Annotated in this window: 11 protein-coding genes; 6 read left to right on the forward strand and 5 right to left on the reverse strand. The window is 44.9% G+C overall.

The window, feature by feature from the left end; genetic code table 11:
• Position 1: 1 nt before the first annotated feature.
• Entirely contained in the window at positions 2-1,225 is a 1,224-nt protein-coding gene (gene lhgO, locus ACFI6G_RS04150) for an L-2-hydroxyglutarate oxidase (protein WP_462710147.1), read from the forward strand.
• Positions 1,226-1,356: 131 nt separating this feature from the next.
• On the opposite strand, the gene ACFI6G_RS04155 is transcribed toward lhgO, so the two are convergent.
• The 5 genes from ACFI6G_RS04155 to ACFI6G_RS04175 all read right to left on the reverse strand — a co-directional run bounded on the left by ACFI6G_RS04155 (position 1,357) and on the right by ACFI6G_RS04175 (position 8,540).
• Positions 1,357-2,907 (reverse strand): M28 family metallopeptidase, encoded by a 1,551-nt coding sequence (locus ACFI6G_RS04155; RefSeq protein WP_016794862.1) that lies wholly within the window; start codon positions 2,905-2,907, stop codon positions 1,357-1,359.
• 143 nt (positions 2,908-3,050) lie between these two features.
• Positions 3,051-5,405 carry a M4 family metallopeptidase gene (locus tag ACFI6G_RS04160; RefSeq protein ID WP_102297806.1) on the reverse strand — a complete coding sequence of 785 codons (2,355 nt, stop codon included), beginning with the start codon at positions 5,403-5,405 and terminating at the stop codon, positions 3,051-3,053.
• A 561-nt stretch (positions 5,406-5,966) separates the two neighbouring features.
• Positions 5,967-6,242, reverse strand: coding sequence for a hypothetical protein (locus ACFI6G_RS04165; protein ID WP_010432049.1), 276 nt, complete (start codon positions 6,240-6,242; stop codon positions 5,967-5,969).
• Positions 6,243-6,491: 249 nt separating this feature from the next.
• On the reverse strand, positions 6,492-7,799 hold the full coding sequence (locus ACFI6G_RS04170) for a sensor histidine kinase (RefSeq protein ID WP_010432046.1): 1,308 nt from the start codon (positions 7,797-7,799) through the stop codon (positions 6,492-6,494).
• A 36-nt stretch (positions 7,800-7,835) separates the two neighbouring features.
• Positions 7,836-8,540 (reverse strand): response regulator, encoded by a 705-nt coding sequence (locus ACFI6G_RS04175; RefSeq protein WP_010432042.1) that lies wholly within the window; start codon positions 8,538-8,540, stop codon positions 7,836-7,838.
• Between the two features lie 279 nt (positions 8,541-8,819).
• Between ACFI6G_RS04175 and ACFI6G_RS04180 the strand changes: the two genes are divergently transcribed.
• From ACFI6G_RS04180 to ACFI6G_RS04200, 5 genes are all read left to right on the forward strand, one after another.
• On the forward strand, positions 8,820-9,917 hold the full coding sequence (locus tag ACFI6G_RS04180) for a hypothetical protein (RefSeq protein ID WP_016789972.1): 1,098 nt from the start codon (positions 8,820-8,822) through the stop codon (positions 9,915-9,917).
• 395 nt (positions 9,918-10,312) lie between these two features.
• A complete protein-coding gene (gene betI / locus ACFI6G_RS04185) occupies positions 10,313-10,915 on the forward strand; it encodes a transcriptional regulator BetI (protein ID WP_016797845.1) in 603 nt (200 codons plus the stop codon).
• A gap of 96 nt (positions 10,916-11,011) precedes the next feature.
• The gene (betB, locus tag ACFI6G_RS04190) at positions 11,012-12,472 is read left to right on the forward strand and encodes a betaine-aldehyde dehydrogenase (RefSeq protein ID WP_462710148.1); all 1,461 of its coding nucleotides are present in this window, start codon (positions 11,012-11,014) and stop codon (positions 12,470-12,472) included.
• A 72-nt stretch (positions 12,473-12,544) separates the two neighbouring features.
• Entirely contained in the window at positions 12,545-14,257 is a 1,713-nt protein-coding gene (gene betA / locus ACFI6G_RS04195) for a choline dehydrogenase (RefSeq protein WP_010432031.1), read from the forward strand.
• Positions 14,258-14,393: 136 nt separating this feature from the next.
• The gene (locus ACFI6G_RS04200) at positions 14,394-15,371 is read left to right on the forward strand and encodes a choline ABC transporter substrate-binding protein (RefSeq protein WP_102270320.1); all 978 of its coding nucleotides are present in this window, start codon (positions 14,394-14,396) and stop codon (positions 15,369-15,371) included.
• Positions 15,372-15,438: the final 67 nt, after the last annotated feature.

Raw genomic sequence — 15,438 nt, forward strand, 5'->3', positions numbered from 1 at the left:
TATGAACTCAACATACGACTATATTATCGTTGGTGGTGGCATCGTTGGTGTGTCGACGGCATGGCAATTACAGCAAGCTCACCCTGATAAAAGTATCCTTTTAGTCGAAAAGGAGCGTGGCTTCGCGCAGCACCAAACTGGCCATAACAGTGGTGTGATTCACGCTGGCGTTTACTATGCTCCAGGCAGTTTAAAGGCCGATTTTTGTAAGCGTGGCGTCGAGCGAACTATCGCCTTTTGCAGCCAACACGATATCCCTGTCGAAAACTGCGGTAAGTTGTTGGTCGCAACCAATGAGCAGGAAGTCGAGCGCATGAATGCGCTCTATCAACGTTGTCATGATAACGACATTGATGTCGATTTGTTGGACCAAGCGCAACTGAAACTTGCCGAGCCTAACATCACGGGCTTGGGCGCGATTTATGTCAAAACCACCAGTATCGTCGACTACAGAAAAGTGACCGAAGTAATGGCTCAAGAGTTTGTTGAGACGGGTGGCAAGCTCAGTCTAGGCACAGAAGTGATCATGGCGGATGAACTGGAAGATGAAGTACAGTTAACGTGCAAAGTAGATGGTCAAACTCTACAACTGAACAGCCGATTCTTGATCACTTGTTCTGGTTTGATGGCCGACAGAATGACTAGCATGCTTGGCATTGAAACCGACTTTCAAATCGTGCCTTATCGTGGTGAGTATTATCAGTTGGACGCGAAACACAACCAGGTGGTGAATCACCTTATCTATCCGATCCCTGATCCAGAACTGCCTTTCTTGGGGGTGCACTTAACACGTATGATTGATGGCTCCGTAACAGTAGGGCCAAATGCAGTTCAAGGTTGGAAGAGAGAAGGCTATGGCAAGCTGAACTTTAGTTTTAAGGACACTTGGCAGATGTTGAGATTTGCGGGCTTTTGGAAAGTGACTGCGAATAATCTGAAAACCGGTTTGGTCGAGCTTAAGAACTCGTGGTGGAAGCCGGGCTATCTAAAATTGGTCAACAAATATTGCCCGAGCATTACGGTGTCAGATTTCAAACCTTACCCAGCAGGCATACGCGCTCAAGCGGTGCTCAAAGATGGCACTTTGGTTCATGACTTCCTGTTTGCAGAAAGCCCAAGAAGCTTGCATGTGTGTAATGCGCCATCGCCTGCAGCGACTTCTGCGATGCCGATTGGCGAATACATTTGTGGCAAGGTGATGAAAAAGACGGCTTGTGATAACTGAAGATCATTGATCGAACTTTTCTCCGAAGATAATAAAAAATCCGCCAGCTCCATTCTATTTAGGATCGAACTCGCGGATTTTTAGTTTTAGCCGTGTTTGCTCGAGTTAGTTGCTAGCAACTAAACTTAAAGCTAATCAGGAACGAAGGTTGCGACGATAGTGACATCGTTAAAGTTACGATAACCATGCACCATGATGTTGAATTCACCGGCTGGTTTGTTCAATACACACTGTTCGTTGCTGCTATTTTGGTATGGGCGGCAATCGTAGCTTGTTTTCGATACTGTACCATTGTGTTTCACATATAAATCCGCATCACCACTACGAGGGCCTGTTAATGTCACCGTTAACTGACCTGCACTTTCCGTTGTAAATGTGAAGAACTGCTCTTCACCATATCCTGCAGTAAGCCCTTCAACAGGCACGTCATTTTGCAGCTCTTTAGGGCCTGCAACGGGCGAATCAAGGCTGGTTTCGACAAGGTAAGCAATGGCCAGTTTGGCGAACTTGGTCGCATGTGTCGCTGTTGGATCGGAGTTCTCAAGCGTGTCGTGCTGAGTATGAATGTTTGGGTTGTAGTCGTTGAACATACTTTCGAATGGCATGGCTGCTGGGTAGCCAACATTGTGCCAAGAGGCGTGGTCAGAACAGGCATAGCCACAATCATCGAAACCGTAACTGATGTCGCTAGCGTAAGTGTCGATCAGCTCGCTTAAGTAGGCGTTTAGGTTGCTGTCGGTATAGTCCGTGATGAAGGTGATATCGTGCGCTGAACCGTTGTAGTTGGTCATGTCTAATTGCAACACCGACACAACGTTTGCTTGCTCGTCTCTTAAAGCGTTGGCGACATCTTGTGAGCCGCGCAGCCCTACTTCTTCTGCTGCATAACCATAGAACTTAATTGTTTTGTCGGGCTGAATGCCACTGGCGATCATCAGGCGAAGCGACTCAGTTACGGTCGCAATACCAGACGCATCATCATCGGCTCCCGGTGAGATGGTGCCTTCGCTTGTCCAAGATCCAACAGTCGAATCAAGGTGTCCGCCAACAACGACGATCTCTTCAGGATATTTAGCGCCAAGCAGTGTCACTTCAACGGATTTTTGCGGATATTCGGCATGAGTGATCTGGCGTGCAGACGCATACGGTACGTCTTTAATTTCTGATTCCCAACGATCTAAAAGCCAATCTGAAGCAGCGACACCAGTAGAAGTAGTATAAAAACGGTTGGTGAAGTTGGTTAGATTTTCGATGGTCGTGACCATGTTGTTCGGCTCGACCTGAGCGAGTAGGTCGTTCACTGTGTCTTGATGGCTGATCACCGGCTTTTCGAAGGTGCTCATTGTCAGTGGCATCGCTGCGGCTTTGAGTGCGCTTGCTTTGTCTTCATGCACCATGTAGCCACCACAGCGGTGGGTTTCTTCGTGCATGTGGCTAGAGAGTTTAGCCAGCTGTTTTGCGTTGATTTTCGCGACGATGGAATGCTTGTTTCCAGTCACGCTTGGGTAAACCGTTGCGCCATGCTGAGTCATTATATGCTGTGCGTCAGCATCGGTGGTGATCCAAACCTCCTCGTTCGCTGGTGGTGTGATGCCTAGGGATGCGTAAGCCGAAGTACTGTTGATTAAGGCTAGAGAACCTCCGAGTACAGCTAAAGCTAGCATGCTTTTTTGAATAGCCATTTGTCGTCCTTTTTATGGTGAGTATTGTTATCTTGATGGGTGTGATTTTTGTGTAATGCGTGGATGTTTTTGTGTAGATGTTTCATGCGCTAAACAGACAATAGAGAAAAGGGCCCCTTGCGGAGCCCTGAATTTGCTATCGATTACTGTGCTTTAATGAAACGGTAGTGCTTGGTTTCTGAACAGATATCGCTTGAGGTACACACTTGGTACTCCACATCTACTGTGCCGTTGTGACGGAACTTGTCTACGTATGAGTTGAAGTCTGTCGCACCAACATTCTTGCCGTTACGCTTAATCACGAAGTAGTCGTTGGTGTCGTAATCCCACGCCAGCTTAACGCGAGCCTTGCCGTTCGGATTTTTGTTACCAAACTTCAGTTTTAGTGGGAAGCCTTCCGCTGAATCACCTTCAATCGTGATCGACTTGCTTGTTGATGTCGCAACACCTGCATCGTCAGTCACTGTTAGGGTAACCACGTAGTCGCCAGCTTCAGCATAGGTATAACGAGTCACTTCACCTGTTTGCGTGTTGCCATCGCCTAGATTCCATTGGTAAGAGACGATCTGACCATCGCTGTCCGAACTTGTGCTGCGCAGCTCTACTTCTTTACCTACAATGGTGTGTTCGAAAGAAGAAACTGGCGGTACGTTAGCGTTGCCTGATTTGTACGATGCTTTTAGGTTTGCACCTGCGTAATCTGAGTAGCCTAGAATGTTTACTGTGTAGCGACCTGAGGTTGGGTTCTCAATCACACACACTTCGTCAGTCACGGTTTCACTCTTACAAATATTTTCTTGAGAGCTTGGCGCATAATCTAGACCGACATACATATCCGGGTCACCAGTAGATACAGCAAGATCAATCGTCAGCTTGTCTTGGCCTTCTGGTACTTCGATATCGAAGTAAGTTTTTGAGCCTGTTTCACCAGCAACTGCCGCTTCAACACCATTTTCAAGACGTCGATATTCAGGTTCTGGCGGAAGTGGTGGCTCGCCACAAGGGGATACGCCCACTAAGTTGAACGCAGAAACCACGTCATCGGCACTGTAGCCAAGATCGGTTGCTGAGTTCTTCACGCCACAAGCGCCCTGCCAGAAATCACTGTTTTCAGACCAGTAGATTTGGTTGGCTAACACGAACAGTTCGAACGCTTTTTTAGTATCCCAGCCTTGCGTGGTTGCAAGGTGGTAGAACGCTTTGTTGAACACACCTGAGCTGTAGTGCACGTTCAAGCCATCGTAGTATTCAGATGCGTTGTTGATTGAAGAGCCATCGCGTGATGGATCGTCCATGTAACGCAGAGCGCCTTCGCCTTTGAAGATATTGCGGCCGACCATCCAGTCGTTGGTGCCCTTCATGTAGTATTCAGCCGCTTCACCCGCCATGTCAGAGAAAGCCTCGTTCATACCCCCGGATTGATTCGCGTAAACCAAACCTGAGTTTTGCTCAGTGAAACCGTGGCTCACTTCGTGTGCTGACACGTCTAGGCTAACAAGTGGATAGAAGAAGTTTTCACCATCGCCAAAGGTCATTGCCTTGCCGTCCCAAAATGCATTCTCGTAGTTGTTACCGTAGTGAACACGCATCATGAGTTTAAAAGAGAGTGGCGCTGTGTCGAACCAGTTCTTATACATGTCGAACACGATGTTACCGAAGTAGTGTGCATCGTTGAGCGGAGAGAAGGCTCCATTCACTTCTTTATGTTCGTTACGAGGACATTCATAGCTATACGTGGTGTCGCCGTCGGTCGCACCATTTAGGTCAACGGTGACAACATTTTCCGATTCCATGACACACTCTGTGCCATTTTCTACCACATCAAGGTAGTGGTAGTCGGTACCGTATTCGTAAATGCCTGTTTTTTCGTTACCACCGGGGCCTGTTCCGATCTGTGCGTGAGCAATACCTTCCCAACGGTCGATAACTTCGCCTGTATGTGCATCAAGCATGGTGAATGGTCGAGTCGGCTGTTCTCTGCCTTCAACGAGATAAGAGACAACGTAGACTAGGCGTGTTTTGTCATGTCCTTGTTTTCCTGAACTTTGATAAATAAACAGTTCATGTTGGACGTTGTCTAAAGATTTGCTGGTTAAGCCCTGAACTTTGAGATCTTTACTCGCAAGCTCAACCGCTTGAGAGCTGTTGATCGATGGCTTAACAAAAGATCGCTCTAGGGTCGACGTTTTAAGGTAGTTGCCTTGAACAGACTTGAGTGCGCCACCTTGGACACTTTGGGTGGCATTTAGGTAGTGCCCCCAAACAGGTGTTCCCCAGATGTTCTGTTGGATCTTAACTTTGTAGATACCACGCTTTTTGAGGCTCACCTCTTTTAGCATCTTAAAGCTAGAGGCATTACTGACACCTAATTGAGCATTTAACCCAGAAAAGTTAGTAAAATTGATCGGTTGATTGATTTGAACGGATTCACTTGCGTGCACAGACAAAGACATAGCGCTGGCTATAGCAACGGCAACTAAACGTTTCTTTATTTTCATTGTTATTTTCTCTTTCCATGTAAAAACAAAGACGAAAGTAACAAACTCATTACAAATAATTTACATCATTCGATCTGATTAATTAGTAGCATGGCAATGATCGCTTTTATTCATGAAACTTATATCTTGCACATTTACAGCTAGTAATCATTTCTGTTTATTTTTGAACCAATTCACCTTTTTTGTTTATAAAATGATGACACTTTTATTAAGTGTTTATTTTTCAAGAGAATTAAGTTTTTTGCGAAAATTGAACTGTGCCGCAATTTACGTGCGATGGGTTGATAGAAGGATCAACGATTTGGGGAGTTCAGTTTGAACGAAAGACTATTAAGCCGAATTTAAAGGAAATTTTGATAAGGAATTGACGACTTTTGGTCTTATTTTCTGAATTGTTAGTTACAAGAGAGTTAGCCAAGTGGAGCTTTATCTAGCACAGAGCACAAAATAAGTGGTATGAAAAAGCCAGCGACGGATAGTCACTGGCTTAGAATGTTTCAGCTTTCTAAAGCTAGCGTTTAAAGGTACGCAAGCTTTATCAAGTTGCTGTTTTTTTAAGAATTATTGCTTTTTACCGCCCACTTGAACGTAGTCGATGCCGATAATACGGTTGATGATACCCATAACAGAGCTTGTATCAGAGTTTGTTGAGCGAATTGTTTCAACCGTTGCACCTTCTGGCACTAATTCCATTGCACGATCTTGAGTGTTACCAGGAACTTGGAAACCCACAATATTGAAGCTTTCAGCGTGTGCAGTGTAAACTTCATCGTTGTGACTAATACCTGAACAACCTGCTAGAGAGATAACGCCTAAAACACACAATAACTTTTTCATAAAAATACCTTAAGAATGATTGGGAATTTAGATAGTAAGCCCATGGCTTCAACTGCTAACAAAGTGCGAGTTAACGAGTAACGGTTTACTTTGCTACTACTTAGCAGTGCTGTAATGACAAGCCATAAACGACAGTGTCATGATTATCTAGACTCAATAAGTTCATTGGGAGACAGCATCTCCCGACCGATGTTGAACATTATTCCAGAGGTGTTTTGTAGTTACTGTATGGGTTTGTCAGCTGAATCGTTACATAGCCGAATTATTACATATCTGAATGGTAATGGTGAATACGGCTCCCTTTAAAGTTTGGCTCTGGCCAACTTCCACGGTTGCGTTATGTTGAGCACAGATCTTATCGACGATAGAAAGCCCCAAACCATGGCCGCTCTTGGCTTTGTTACGCGCTTTGTCGCCAACGTAAAAAGGTTCAAACAGGCGAGCTTGGTGTTCTTGTGCCACGCCATCACCATCGTCATGTACCGCAATCTGTAGTTGATCTTGATGCACGCTAGCCTCAATCGACACCTGTGAACGCGCAAACTTCATTGCGTTACGTACTAGGTTATCTAAGGCTCGGTTAAGCAGCGTTTCATCTGCTAGTATCGAGCTAGGTTGTTCTGGCAGTGATAAGCTGATGTTGAGTTCTGTATCTTTGTTCCAGCGTGTCATCGCATGTTCAAGAAAGTCTCTTATCTCTAATGGCTGTTGTAGGTTTTCGAGGCCAATGCTATCAAGTTTGGCGTAGCACAACAGTTCGTCGACCATCTTTTCCATCTCTTCTGTGTCTTCGACGATACTTTCAACGGTGTGTTGTTGCGATTCATTGAGCGGCGTGTCTTTGAGCATTTCAGCTTGCCACTGTATACGAAATATTGGCGTGCGTAGCTCGTGAGCAACGGCATTAGTAAGTGAGCGGTTACTCTCAATTAAGCGATGAATACGGTCAGCCATTAGGTTGAAGGATTTATTGAGTGAGCCAATGGCTATGCCGCTTGAAGTCTCTGCTCGTGAAGAGAGATCCCCTTCCGCAAAGCGTAGGGTGGCGTATTCAAGTTTTTTGACCCGTCGGAAAATAATAACTAGGTGGCATAAGCCGTATAAGATAAAGCTTGCTAGGAAAAACAACCAAATGAGATCATCTTCAAGCTCGATTTTTTGCCGAACGAACGCTTCATTATCAGGTAAGTAATGGTAGGTATTATCACTGCCTGTGAGGCGAAACCATAGATCTCGTTCATCATCGTGAAAGATAAAGGTATTCGGGTTAGTACTGAAGAACTCTGAAACGGGGGTTGGTATTTCATCTTTTGGACTGAACATGACCAGTTTATTTCGTGTGGTTTCGACAAACTGATTTATCGCTTGTTGAGCTGCTTCAAGACCTTGATTTTTAGCGATGTTTTCTATCAGTTGTTGGTGGGCCGTCGCTTCGTAATCTTCCATTACATATTCGTAGTCGGTATTGAGCTGGTAGACAGAAATTTCGTAGGCAACAAGGCCGGTCATAAAGCAAACTAACAGCCCAAGCAGGGACTCCAAATAGATACGTCGCATAATCGCTCTCTTTCATTACGCTCGTATTGAGCGAGGTTAATGCCAGGCGGTCGAAACAAATAAGTAACCTTTCCCGCGAATGGTCTGAATTTTCTCTGCTGGTGTGTGATCGTCACCGAGTATCTTTCTTAGACGCACAACCTTGTTATCAATTGTCCTATCGATCCCGTCATACTCAATCCCGCGCAGTGTTTGGGTTAAATAGTCCCGTGATAACGGCGTATCTGGGTTGCTTGCCAACAACCAAAGTAGATCAAACTCGCTGTCTGTGAGTGACAAAACAGCACCTGCAAGTTCACACTTCTTGTATGTGTTTTTCAGTACGAGTTGATCAAATTGAAGGTTATCAGAGTCATCAATTGAATGAGCCACCGTTTCTTGACGGCGTAATAGTGAACGGACCCTTGCTAGCAAAACTCTTGGTTTGATTGGCTTGGTGACATAGTCATCAGCCCCTGTCTCTAAACCAGCGACATGATCAAAGTCGTCATCGCTAGCGGTGAGCATCAAGATTTTACCTTTATAGTGCGTACGCGTCTGTCGGCAGATTGTCAGCCCATCGGTTACAGGAAGCATTAAATCCAGCAATACGATGTCAGGTTGTTCGGCAAGAATGGTTTGCGCGGCATTACTGCCATCGTCCAGAACCAATACATCAAAATCTTGCGCGACAAAGTAGTCTTGCAACATTTTCTGAAGTTTCAAATCGTCTTCCACGATGATCATTTTAGGTTTTGTCATTCCATTCCCAGCCTTATCGTGTGTTTAGCTTATACGAGATTACGTGAGTGAACCTTGTTTAGTAATTAATCGCTATTGCATATTGAGTCTAATTGCTTCGCGAAAAATATCTGAGATGAATGATTAAACACTTTTTAAGCTAGTTCAATGCTGATATGAAATTAATAGGAAAATAAAAAACAATGTTCAAAAAGAACATACATACTCTTACATTCTCAAGACAGATAATTCGAGAGCTAAATAATAGAATTTCCCTATCAAATATTTTGGGAAAATGGCATGAACCACTATCAAAAGATTTTACTAGCATTACCTTTGATTCTCTTAGCGGGCTGTAATTCAAGCTCTAACTCGGGTAAAGCGGCAAACAAAGTGCAAATGAAACCTAAGGCCGATTATGTATTTTCATCGGCTAAATTGGGTGAGTTATATCAAGAGAGGCAAGATCTCCAAGAATCCATGAAACTCACCTACGATGGTGTGCTGTATGAAAATATTCAGTTTGCTGAAGACATCAGTGATAAGCAAAAAGTGGTAAGGCTAGCAAGTCGCCTAGGTCAGAGCGTTGATCTGTATCTTCCTGATGCAGGAGTCGATGACTGTGCGATTTACAGTGAGGGTAATTTTTATGACTCCTTTGATTGCGGTACTGCGTTGCGCTCTGTTTCTAATGAAACTACGTTAATTCAAACGAGCGCGACCAGTAAAAAAGCGGTTGAGCTTGAGTATCACAATGAGATGTCGCAATACGTGACGAGTCTTGGCTCTACGATTCTGAGCAAAACTAAAAATGGTAACAAAGTCACTATCATTACTTCATTTGCCTTTAACGCATTTTACCGTGATGTACTCCAGAACACTGGTGCTGTTGAGCGAATTACTTCTACTCTTGGGGTTACAACCTATTCGCAGCTTTTCGATATCGTTAAGCTATACCCAGGCAGTGAAATGATCTTGAAATTTAATAACCATATTGGTGGCAGTGCTGATGATGATATCAACATGTACACCGGTCGCATGATCAATAGCAACAATATGACCACAATCGTTACTCCAACGGGTTCGGTGTTCTCTGGCGGCACGGATCTGTTCGCGGCGGGTAACCCACGAGTTTTACAACGAGCAGATACCACCAAAGCCATTGAGCTTAATAAGCAAGTGGGCGTTCATAGCTGGGCTGAGGGTGATAAAACAGCTAAAGAATTCCCATACACCAACGAAAGCCATCTCAAGCAAGCGACCTACTTTAAAAAGGTCATGGGAGACAAAGGGATCGACTTCTACATCTTCACTTTAGATTCTGCCCCTGCTTCGGGTGAACACTGGATGACAAAGGCCGATTCTGACAAGTATGGGTTCATTACACGTATTGAGTGAGCCTAGGTAGATTCATCGCTTTAGATTTAAAGCTCCGTAAAGGTTGATAATGGTTTGGTCATTATCAACCTTTTTTTATGCACTTTTTCACTTTATATCCTTCCTGCATCAAACACTACTTTAAGGTTTTTACTCGAGGTTCTAAATATCGTTAACCTGATTGATTTTTACTCTTTTTCGCTAAAAACTTTCGACCAATAACCATCACACCTCAAATCTTTAATTAATTTCATTAGTGGTCTAAATGATATTTAAGTATATGTTTTAATGGATATTTAATCGTTTTGAATGCTGTGTTGTTACGGGTTTGTTTTAAATAATCATTTGAACCCTAACTAAATTTCTGTCATTTTATATTTAACTGAACGTTCAATATAAAATAAAAGGACTGAGAAATGCCGAAGGTTGGGATGCCTGACATACGTAAACCACAGCTTGTTCAAGCCACCATGACGGTGATTGACCGAGTGGGTTTACACGCCGCGAGTATTGCGTTGATCAGCAAAGAAGCGGGCGTGTCTACAGGTATCATTAATCACTATTTTGGTGGGAAACACGGTCTGCTCGAAGAGACGATGCGTGAAATCCTTCGCCAATTATCCAACACCATCACGACTTCACTAAAAGCGCTTCCTGTTGATGCTCACCAACAGAGAATAAACGCGATCATCGATGGTAACTTCGAAGGTTACCAAGCCGAAAATAAAGTCGCGAAGGCATGGTTGGCATTTTGGTCCTATTCAATGCATGACCAACAATTGAAGAGACTACAGCGTGTGAATGAAAAACGTTTGATTTCACATCTGCGTCTTGAGTTGAAAGGTATTTTGAGTCATGAACAGGCGGATCTCGTTGCTCACGGGATTGCTTCTCTGATTGATGGGTTATGGCTGAGAGGCACGTTAAACCCTGAAGGTATCAATGCTCAAAAGGCTCGTGCCATCATCAATGATTATCTTGATAAACAACTGACGTTTTACTCGTGTAACACCGCATAGAACGTGGTCGTCGCATTGCAATCATAGTACTTGAACGATAAATACTCACACATAGACCAGCAGAGTCTAATAACAATAATTAAGTCAGAATCTCAAATGGAAATGAACTCGTTATACATCGATGGCGCAGCGGTTAAAGCTACGTCTGGTGAAACCTTTGATAGTATCAACCCGGCAAACGGCGAACCTATCGCAACGCTAGGCCAAGCCTCTTCAGCGGACGTGGATAGCGCTATTGAATCTGCGAAACGTGGATTTGCGGTATGGTCAGCAATGACGGCCATGGAACGCAGTCGTATTCTTTTGAAAGCGGTAGCGATACTTAGATCTCGAAATGATGACCTTGCAAACCTTGAGGTTGTTGACACGGGTAAGCCACTGCAAGAAGCGATTGAAGTAGATGTAGCGTCTGGTGCCGATGTGATTGAATACTTCGCAGGCCTCGCTCCTACACTTCAAGGCGATCAACAACCCCTTAGTGAATCTCAATTTTTCTACACTCGTCGTGAACCGCTTGGCATCTGTGCCGGTATTGGCGCGTGGAACTACCCAATTCAAATCGCGATGTGGAAATCGGCTCCGGCATTGGCTGCGGGTAATGCGATGATTTTCAAACCTTCCGAAGAAACCCCGCTAACGGCACTTAAGCTTGCTGAGATATTTACCGAAGCAGGCCTTCCAGATGGTGTATTTAACGTGGTTCAGGGTGACTACCGTGTCGGCCAAATGCTAACGGCTCATCCAGACATCTCTAAAGTGTCTTTCACAGGTGAAACCGGCACTGGTAAGGCTGTGATGGCGGATAGCGCTAAGACGCTTAAATCGGTGACCATGGAACTTGGTGGCAAATCGCCAATGATCGTGTTTGATGATGCGAAATTGGATGATGCGGTTTCCGCTTCTATGGTCGCAAACTTTTACACCCAAGGTGAAGTGTGTACCAATGGTACTCGTGTTTATGTACACGAAAACATCTACAACGATTTTATCGACCAACTTAAGACACGCACTGAAAAACTGATCATTGGTGATCCAATGGACATGGAGACTCAAATTGGTGCGTTGATTTCTAAAGAGCACCTTTCAAAAGTTCTTGAAGCGATTGAGCTAGCAAAACAGTCTGGCGCAACATTGCTGACTGGCGGTTATCAAGTGACTGACAACGGGCTAGCGAACGGCAACTTTGTTGTCCCAACCGTGTTTGTGGACTGCGAAGACAACATGCCACACGTCCAACAAGAGATCTTTGGCCCTGTAATGTCGGTGTTGAAGTTCACTGATGAAGACGATGTGATTCGTCGTGCTAACGATACTAAGTACGGCCTGGCTGCTGGCGTGTTCACGCAAAACCTTTCTCGTGCTCACCGTGTTATTCATCAAATGCAGGCAGGTATTTGTTGGGTTAATACGTGGGGTGACTCACCTGCAGAAATGCCTGTTGGTGGCTACAAGCTTTCGGGTGTTGGTCGTGAAAATGGCCCAGAAACTCTACTCCACTATACGCAAACGAAGAGCATTCTTATTGAGCTAGGCGGTTACGCCAGCCCTTATGCCTAACGCGTAACACTTAATTCAACAGGCTAGCTTAAAAGAGCTAGCCTCACTGACTCATCTCAGGGAACTTAAAATATGGAACAACGCTACGATTATATTATCGTCGGCGCGGGTTCGGCCGGCTGTGTGTTAGCGGATAGGCTAACGGAAAGCGGTGAACATAGCGTTTTATTACTGGAAGCGGGTGGTACGGATAAGAGCATTTTTATCCAAATGCCAACGGCGCTTTCCTACCCGATGAATACTGAAAAATATGCATGGCAGTTTGAGACTCAACAAGAGCCAGGCCTTGATGGACGTGAACTGCACTGCCCACGCGGCAAAGTGTTAGGTGGTAGCTCATCAATCAATGGCATGGTTTACGTGCGTGGTCATGCTTGTGACTTCGACCAGTGGGAAGAAGAGGGTGCTGCCGGTTGGAATTATCAAGCGTGTTTGCCTTATTTTCGCCGTGCTGAATCATGGAACAAAGGTGGCGATCAATACCGTGGCGACAATGGCCCAGTAGGCACTTGTAACGGTAACGATATGGATCTGAACCCGCTTTACCAAGCATTCATTGATGCAGGTAAAGACGCTGGTTACCCGGAAACACAAGACTATAACGGCTACCAGCAAGAAGGCTTCGGCACCATGCATATGACGGTAGACAAGGGAGTGAGAGCCTCAACCTCTAACGCTTATCTGCGCCGTGCATTGAAGCGTTCAAACCTGACCTTGAAGAAAGGCATCGTGGCGCGCCGTTTCTTACTTGAAGCACAAGACTCAACTGGCCAATCAGGTCTGAAAGCAGTCGGTGTCGAGTTTGAAAAGTCAGGCAATACTCAAGTCGCGGTCGCGAACAAAGAAGTGATCTCTTCTGCCGGTTCTATCGGTTCTGTTCAACTGCTGCAACTTTCTGGTATCGGCCCGAAAGCCGTGCTTGAAAAGGCTGGTGTAGAGCTGAAACACGAACTCAGTGGCGTCGGTGAAAACCTACAAGACCACCTAGAAGTGTACTTCCAATACCACTGTAACGAACCCATCACGCTTAACAGTAAGCTTGGTTTAGTTAGCAAAGGCATGATTGGCGCGGAATGGATTCTGACTCGTAAAGGTTTGGGTGCTACTAACCACTTTGAATCATGTGCGTTTATTCGTTCACGCAAAGGATTGAAGTGGCCGAATATTCAATACCATTTCCTACCAGCAGCTATGCGTTATGACGGTCAAGCGGCTTTTGATGGTCACGGTTTCCAAGTTCACGTTGGGCCTAACAAGCCTGAAAGTCGCGGTACGGTTGCGATCACTTCGGCTGATCCGCATGCCAAGCCAGAGATCATTTTCAACTACATCTCGACCGAGCAAGACCGCCAAGATTGGCGCGATTGTATTCGTCTGACGCGTGAGATTTTGTCTCAACCTGCGATGGACGTTTACCGAGGCGAAGAGATTCAGCCTGGTCTAAATATTACTTCCGATGAAGCGATTGATGAATGGGTTAAGCAGAACGTTGAAAGCGCGTATCACCCTTCATGTGGCTGCAAAATGGGGGCTGATAACGATCCAATGGCAGTGCTTGATGAGGAGTGCCGTGTTCGCGGTATTGATAATCTGCGTGTTGTCGACTCGTCTGTTTTCCCAACTATTCCAAATGGAAACTTGAACGCCCCAACCATTATGGTTGCCGAGCGCGCTTCCGATTTGATTCTTGGTAAGCCGATGCTTAAAGAGCAGGATGTTCCAGTGTGGATTGCTCCTGAGTGGGAAGACAAGCAAAGAACAGATAAACCAGTAAGAGAAGTGTAAGTCTCTGTTATTGAATAGAAAATAGAAAAATCAGTAATAATAAAAATAGTAACAACAAAAATTAGTTAAAAGTCAGCAAAATTGCCCTGATTAGTATGAGTTAGGGCAGAACAAGGAAAGATAAAAAGGAATCATTATGACGACTCAACATAAACAGACCGCTACAAAAACGGCATTAGTAACATTAGCCATCAGTTCATTCGCGTTCAGTGCTTACGCTAACGCTTCAGTAGAGCCACAACAATGTGAAAACGTTCGCTTTGCTGATGTGGGCTGGACAGACATTACTGCAACAACCGCCGTTACTTCTGAACTATTAAAAGGCCTTGGTTACAAAACCAAAACCGACCTACTTTCTGTACCGGTGACTTACTCTTCAATGGCGAATGGTGACATTGACGTGTTCCTAGGTAACTGGATGCCAACCATGGAAGGCGATATTGCTAAGTATCGTGAAGCGGGCACTGTAGAGACAGTTCGTGCCAACCTTGAAGGTGCAAAATACACATTAGCTGTACCTAAGTACGTATACGACGCAGGTGTAAAAAGCTTTGCAGACCTAGCAAAACATGCCGAAAAATTTAAAGATCGTATCTACGGTATCGAGCCGGGTAACGATGGTAACCGCTTAATCCAATCAATGATTGATTCTGACGCGTTTGGCTTGAAAGACTTCAGCCTAGTGGAATCAAGTGAAGCGGGCATGGTATCTCAAGTATCGCGTGCGGCACGTCGCAGCCAATGGATTGTTTACCTTGGTTGGGCTCCTCACCCAATGAACAGTAATGTTGAAATGGAATACCTTGCTGGTGGTGACGACTTCTTTGGCCCGAACTATGGTGGTGCGAATGTCTACACCAACGTTCGTTCAAACTATTTGTCAGAGTGTTCAAATGTGGGGCAGCTTCTGCAAAACCTAGAGTTCACTCTAGAGATGGAAAACCAGTTGATGGAAGAGATTCTTAACCAGAAAGCTAAGCCAGAACAAGCCGCTCAACAATGGTTAATCAACAATCCACAACAAGTTGAAGCTTGGTTAGACAACGTAAAAACACATAAAGGTGAATCAGCAACTCAAGCCGTTACTGAATACCTAAAGCAAGTAAAAGCTTAGTTCTACCTATCTCAACAGCTACATAAATAATAAAGGTGAGCTTCGGCTCACCAATAATGAAAGGCAA

It is taken from the genome of Vibrio sp. PSi01 (assembly GCF_054960695.1).

Coding starts and splice junctions, on each gene's coding strand:
- lhgO (WP_462710147.1), top strand. CDS start 2: ATGAACTCAACATACGACTATATTATCGTTGGTGGTGGCATCGTTGGT.
- ACFI6G_RS04155 (WP_016794862.1), bottom strand. CDS start 2,907: ATGGCTATTCAAAAAAGCATGCTAGCTTTAGCTGTACTCGGAGGTTCT.
- ACFI6G_RS04160 (WP_102297806.1), bottom strand. CDS start 5,405: ATGAAAATAAAGAAACGTTTAGTTGCCGTTGCTATAGCCAGCGCTATG.
- ACFI6G_RS04165 (WP_010432049.1), bottom strand. CDS start 6,242: ATGAAAAAGTTATTGTGTGTTTTAGGCGTTATCTCTCTAGCAGGTTGT.
- ACFI6G_RS04170 (WP_010432046.1), bottom strand. CDS start 7,799: ATGCGACGTATCTATTTGGAGTCCCTGCTTGGGCTGTTAGTTTGCTTT.
- ACFI6G_RS04175 (WP_010432042.1), bottom strand. CDS start 8,540: ATGACAAAACCTAAAATGATCATCGTGGAAGACGATTTGAAACTTCAG.
- ACFI6G_RS04180 (WP_016789972.1), top strand. CDS start 8,820: ATGAACCACTATCAAAAGATTTTACTAGCATTACCTTTGATTCTCTTA.
- betI (WP_016797845.1), top strand. CDS start 10,313: ATGCCGAAGGTTGGGATGCCTGACATACGTAAACCACAGCTTGTTCAA.
- betB (WP_462710148.1), top strand. CDS start 11,012: ATGGAAATGAACTCGTTATACATCGATGGCGCAGCGGTTAAAGCTACG.
- betA (WP_010432031.1), top strand. CDS start 12,545: ATGGAACAACGCTACGATTATATTATCGTCGGCGCGGGTTCGGCCGGC.
- ACFI6G_RS04200 (WP_102270320.1), top strand. CDS start 14,394: ATGACGACTCAACATAAACAGACCGCTACAAAAACGGCATTAGTAACA.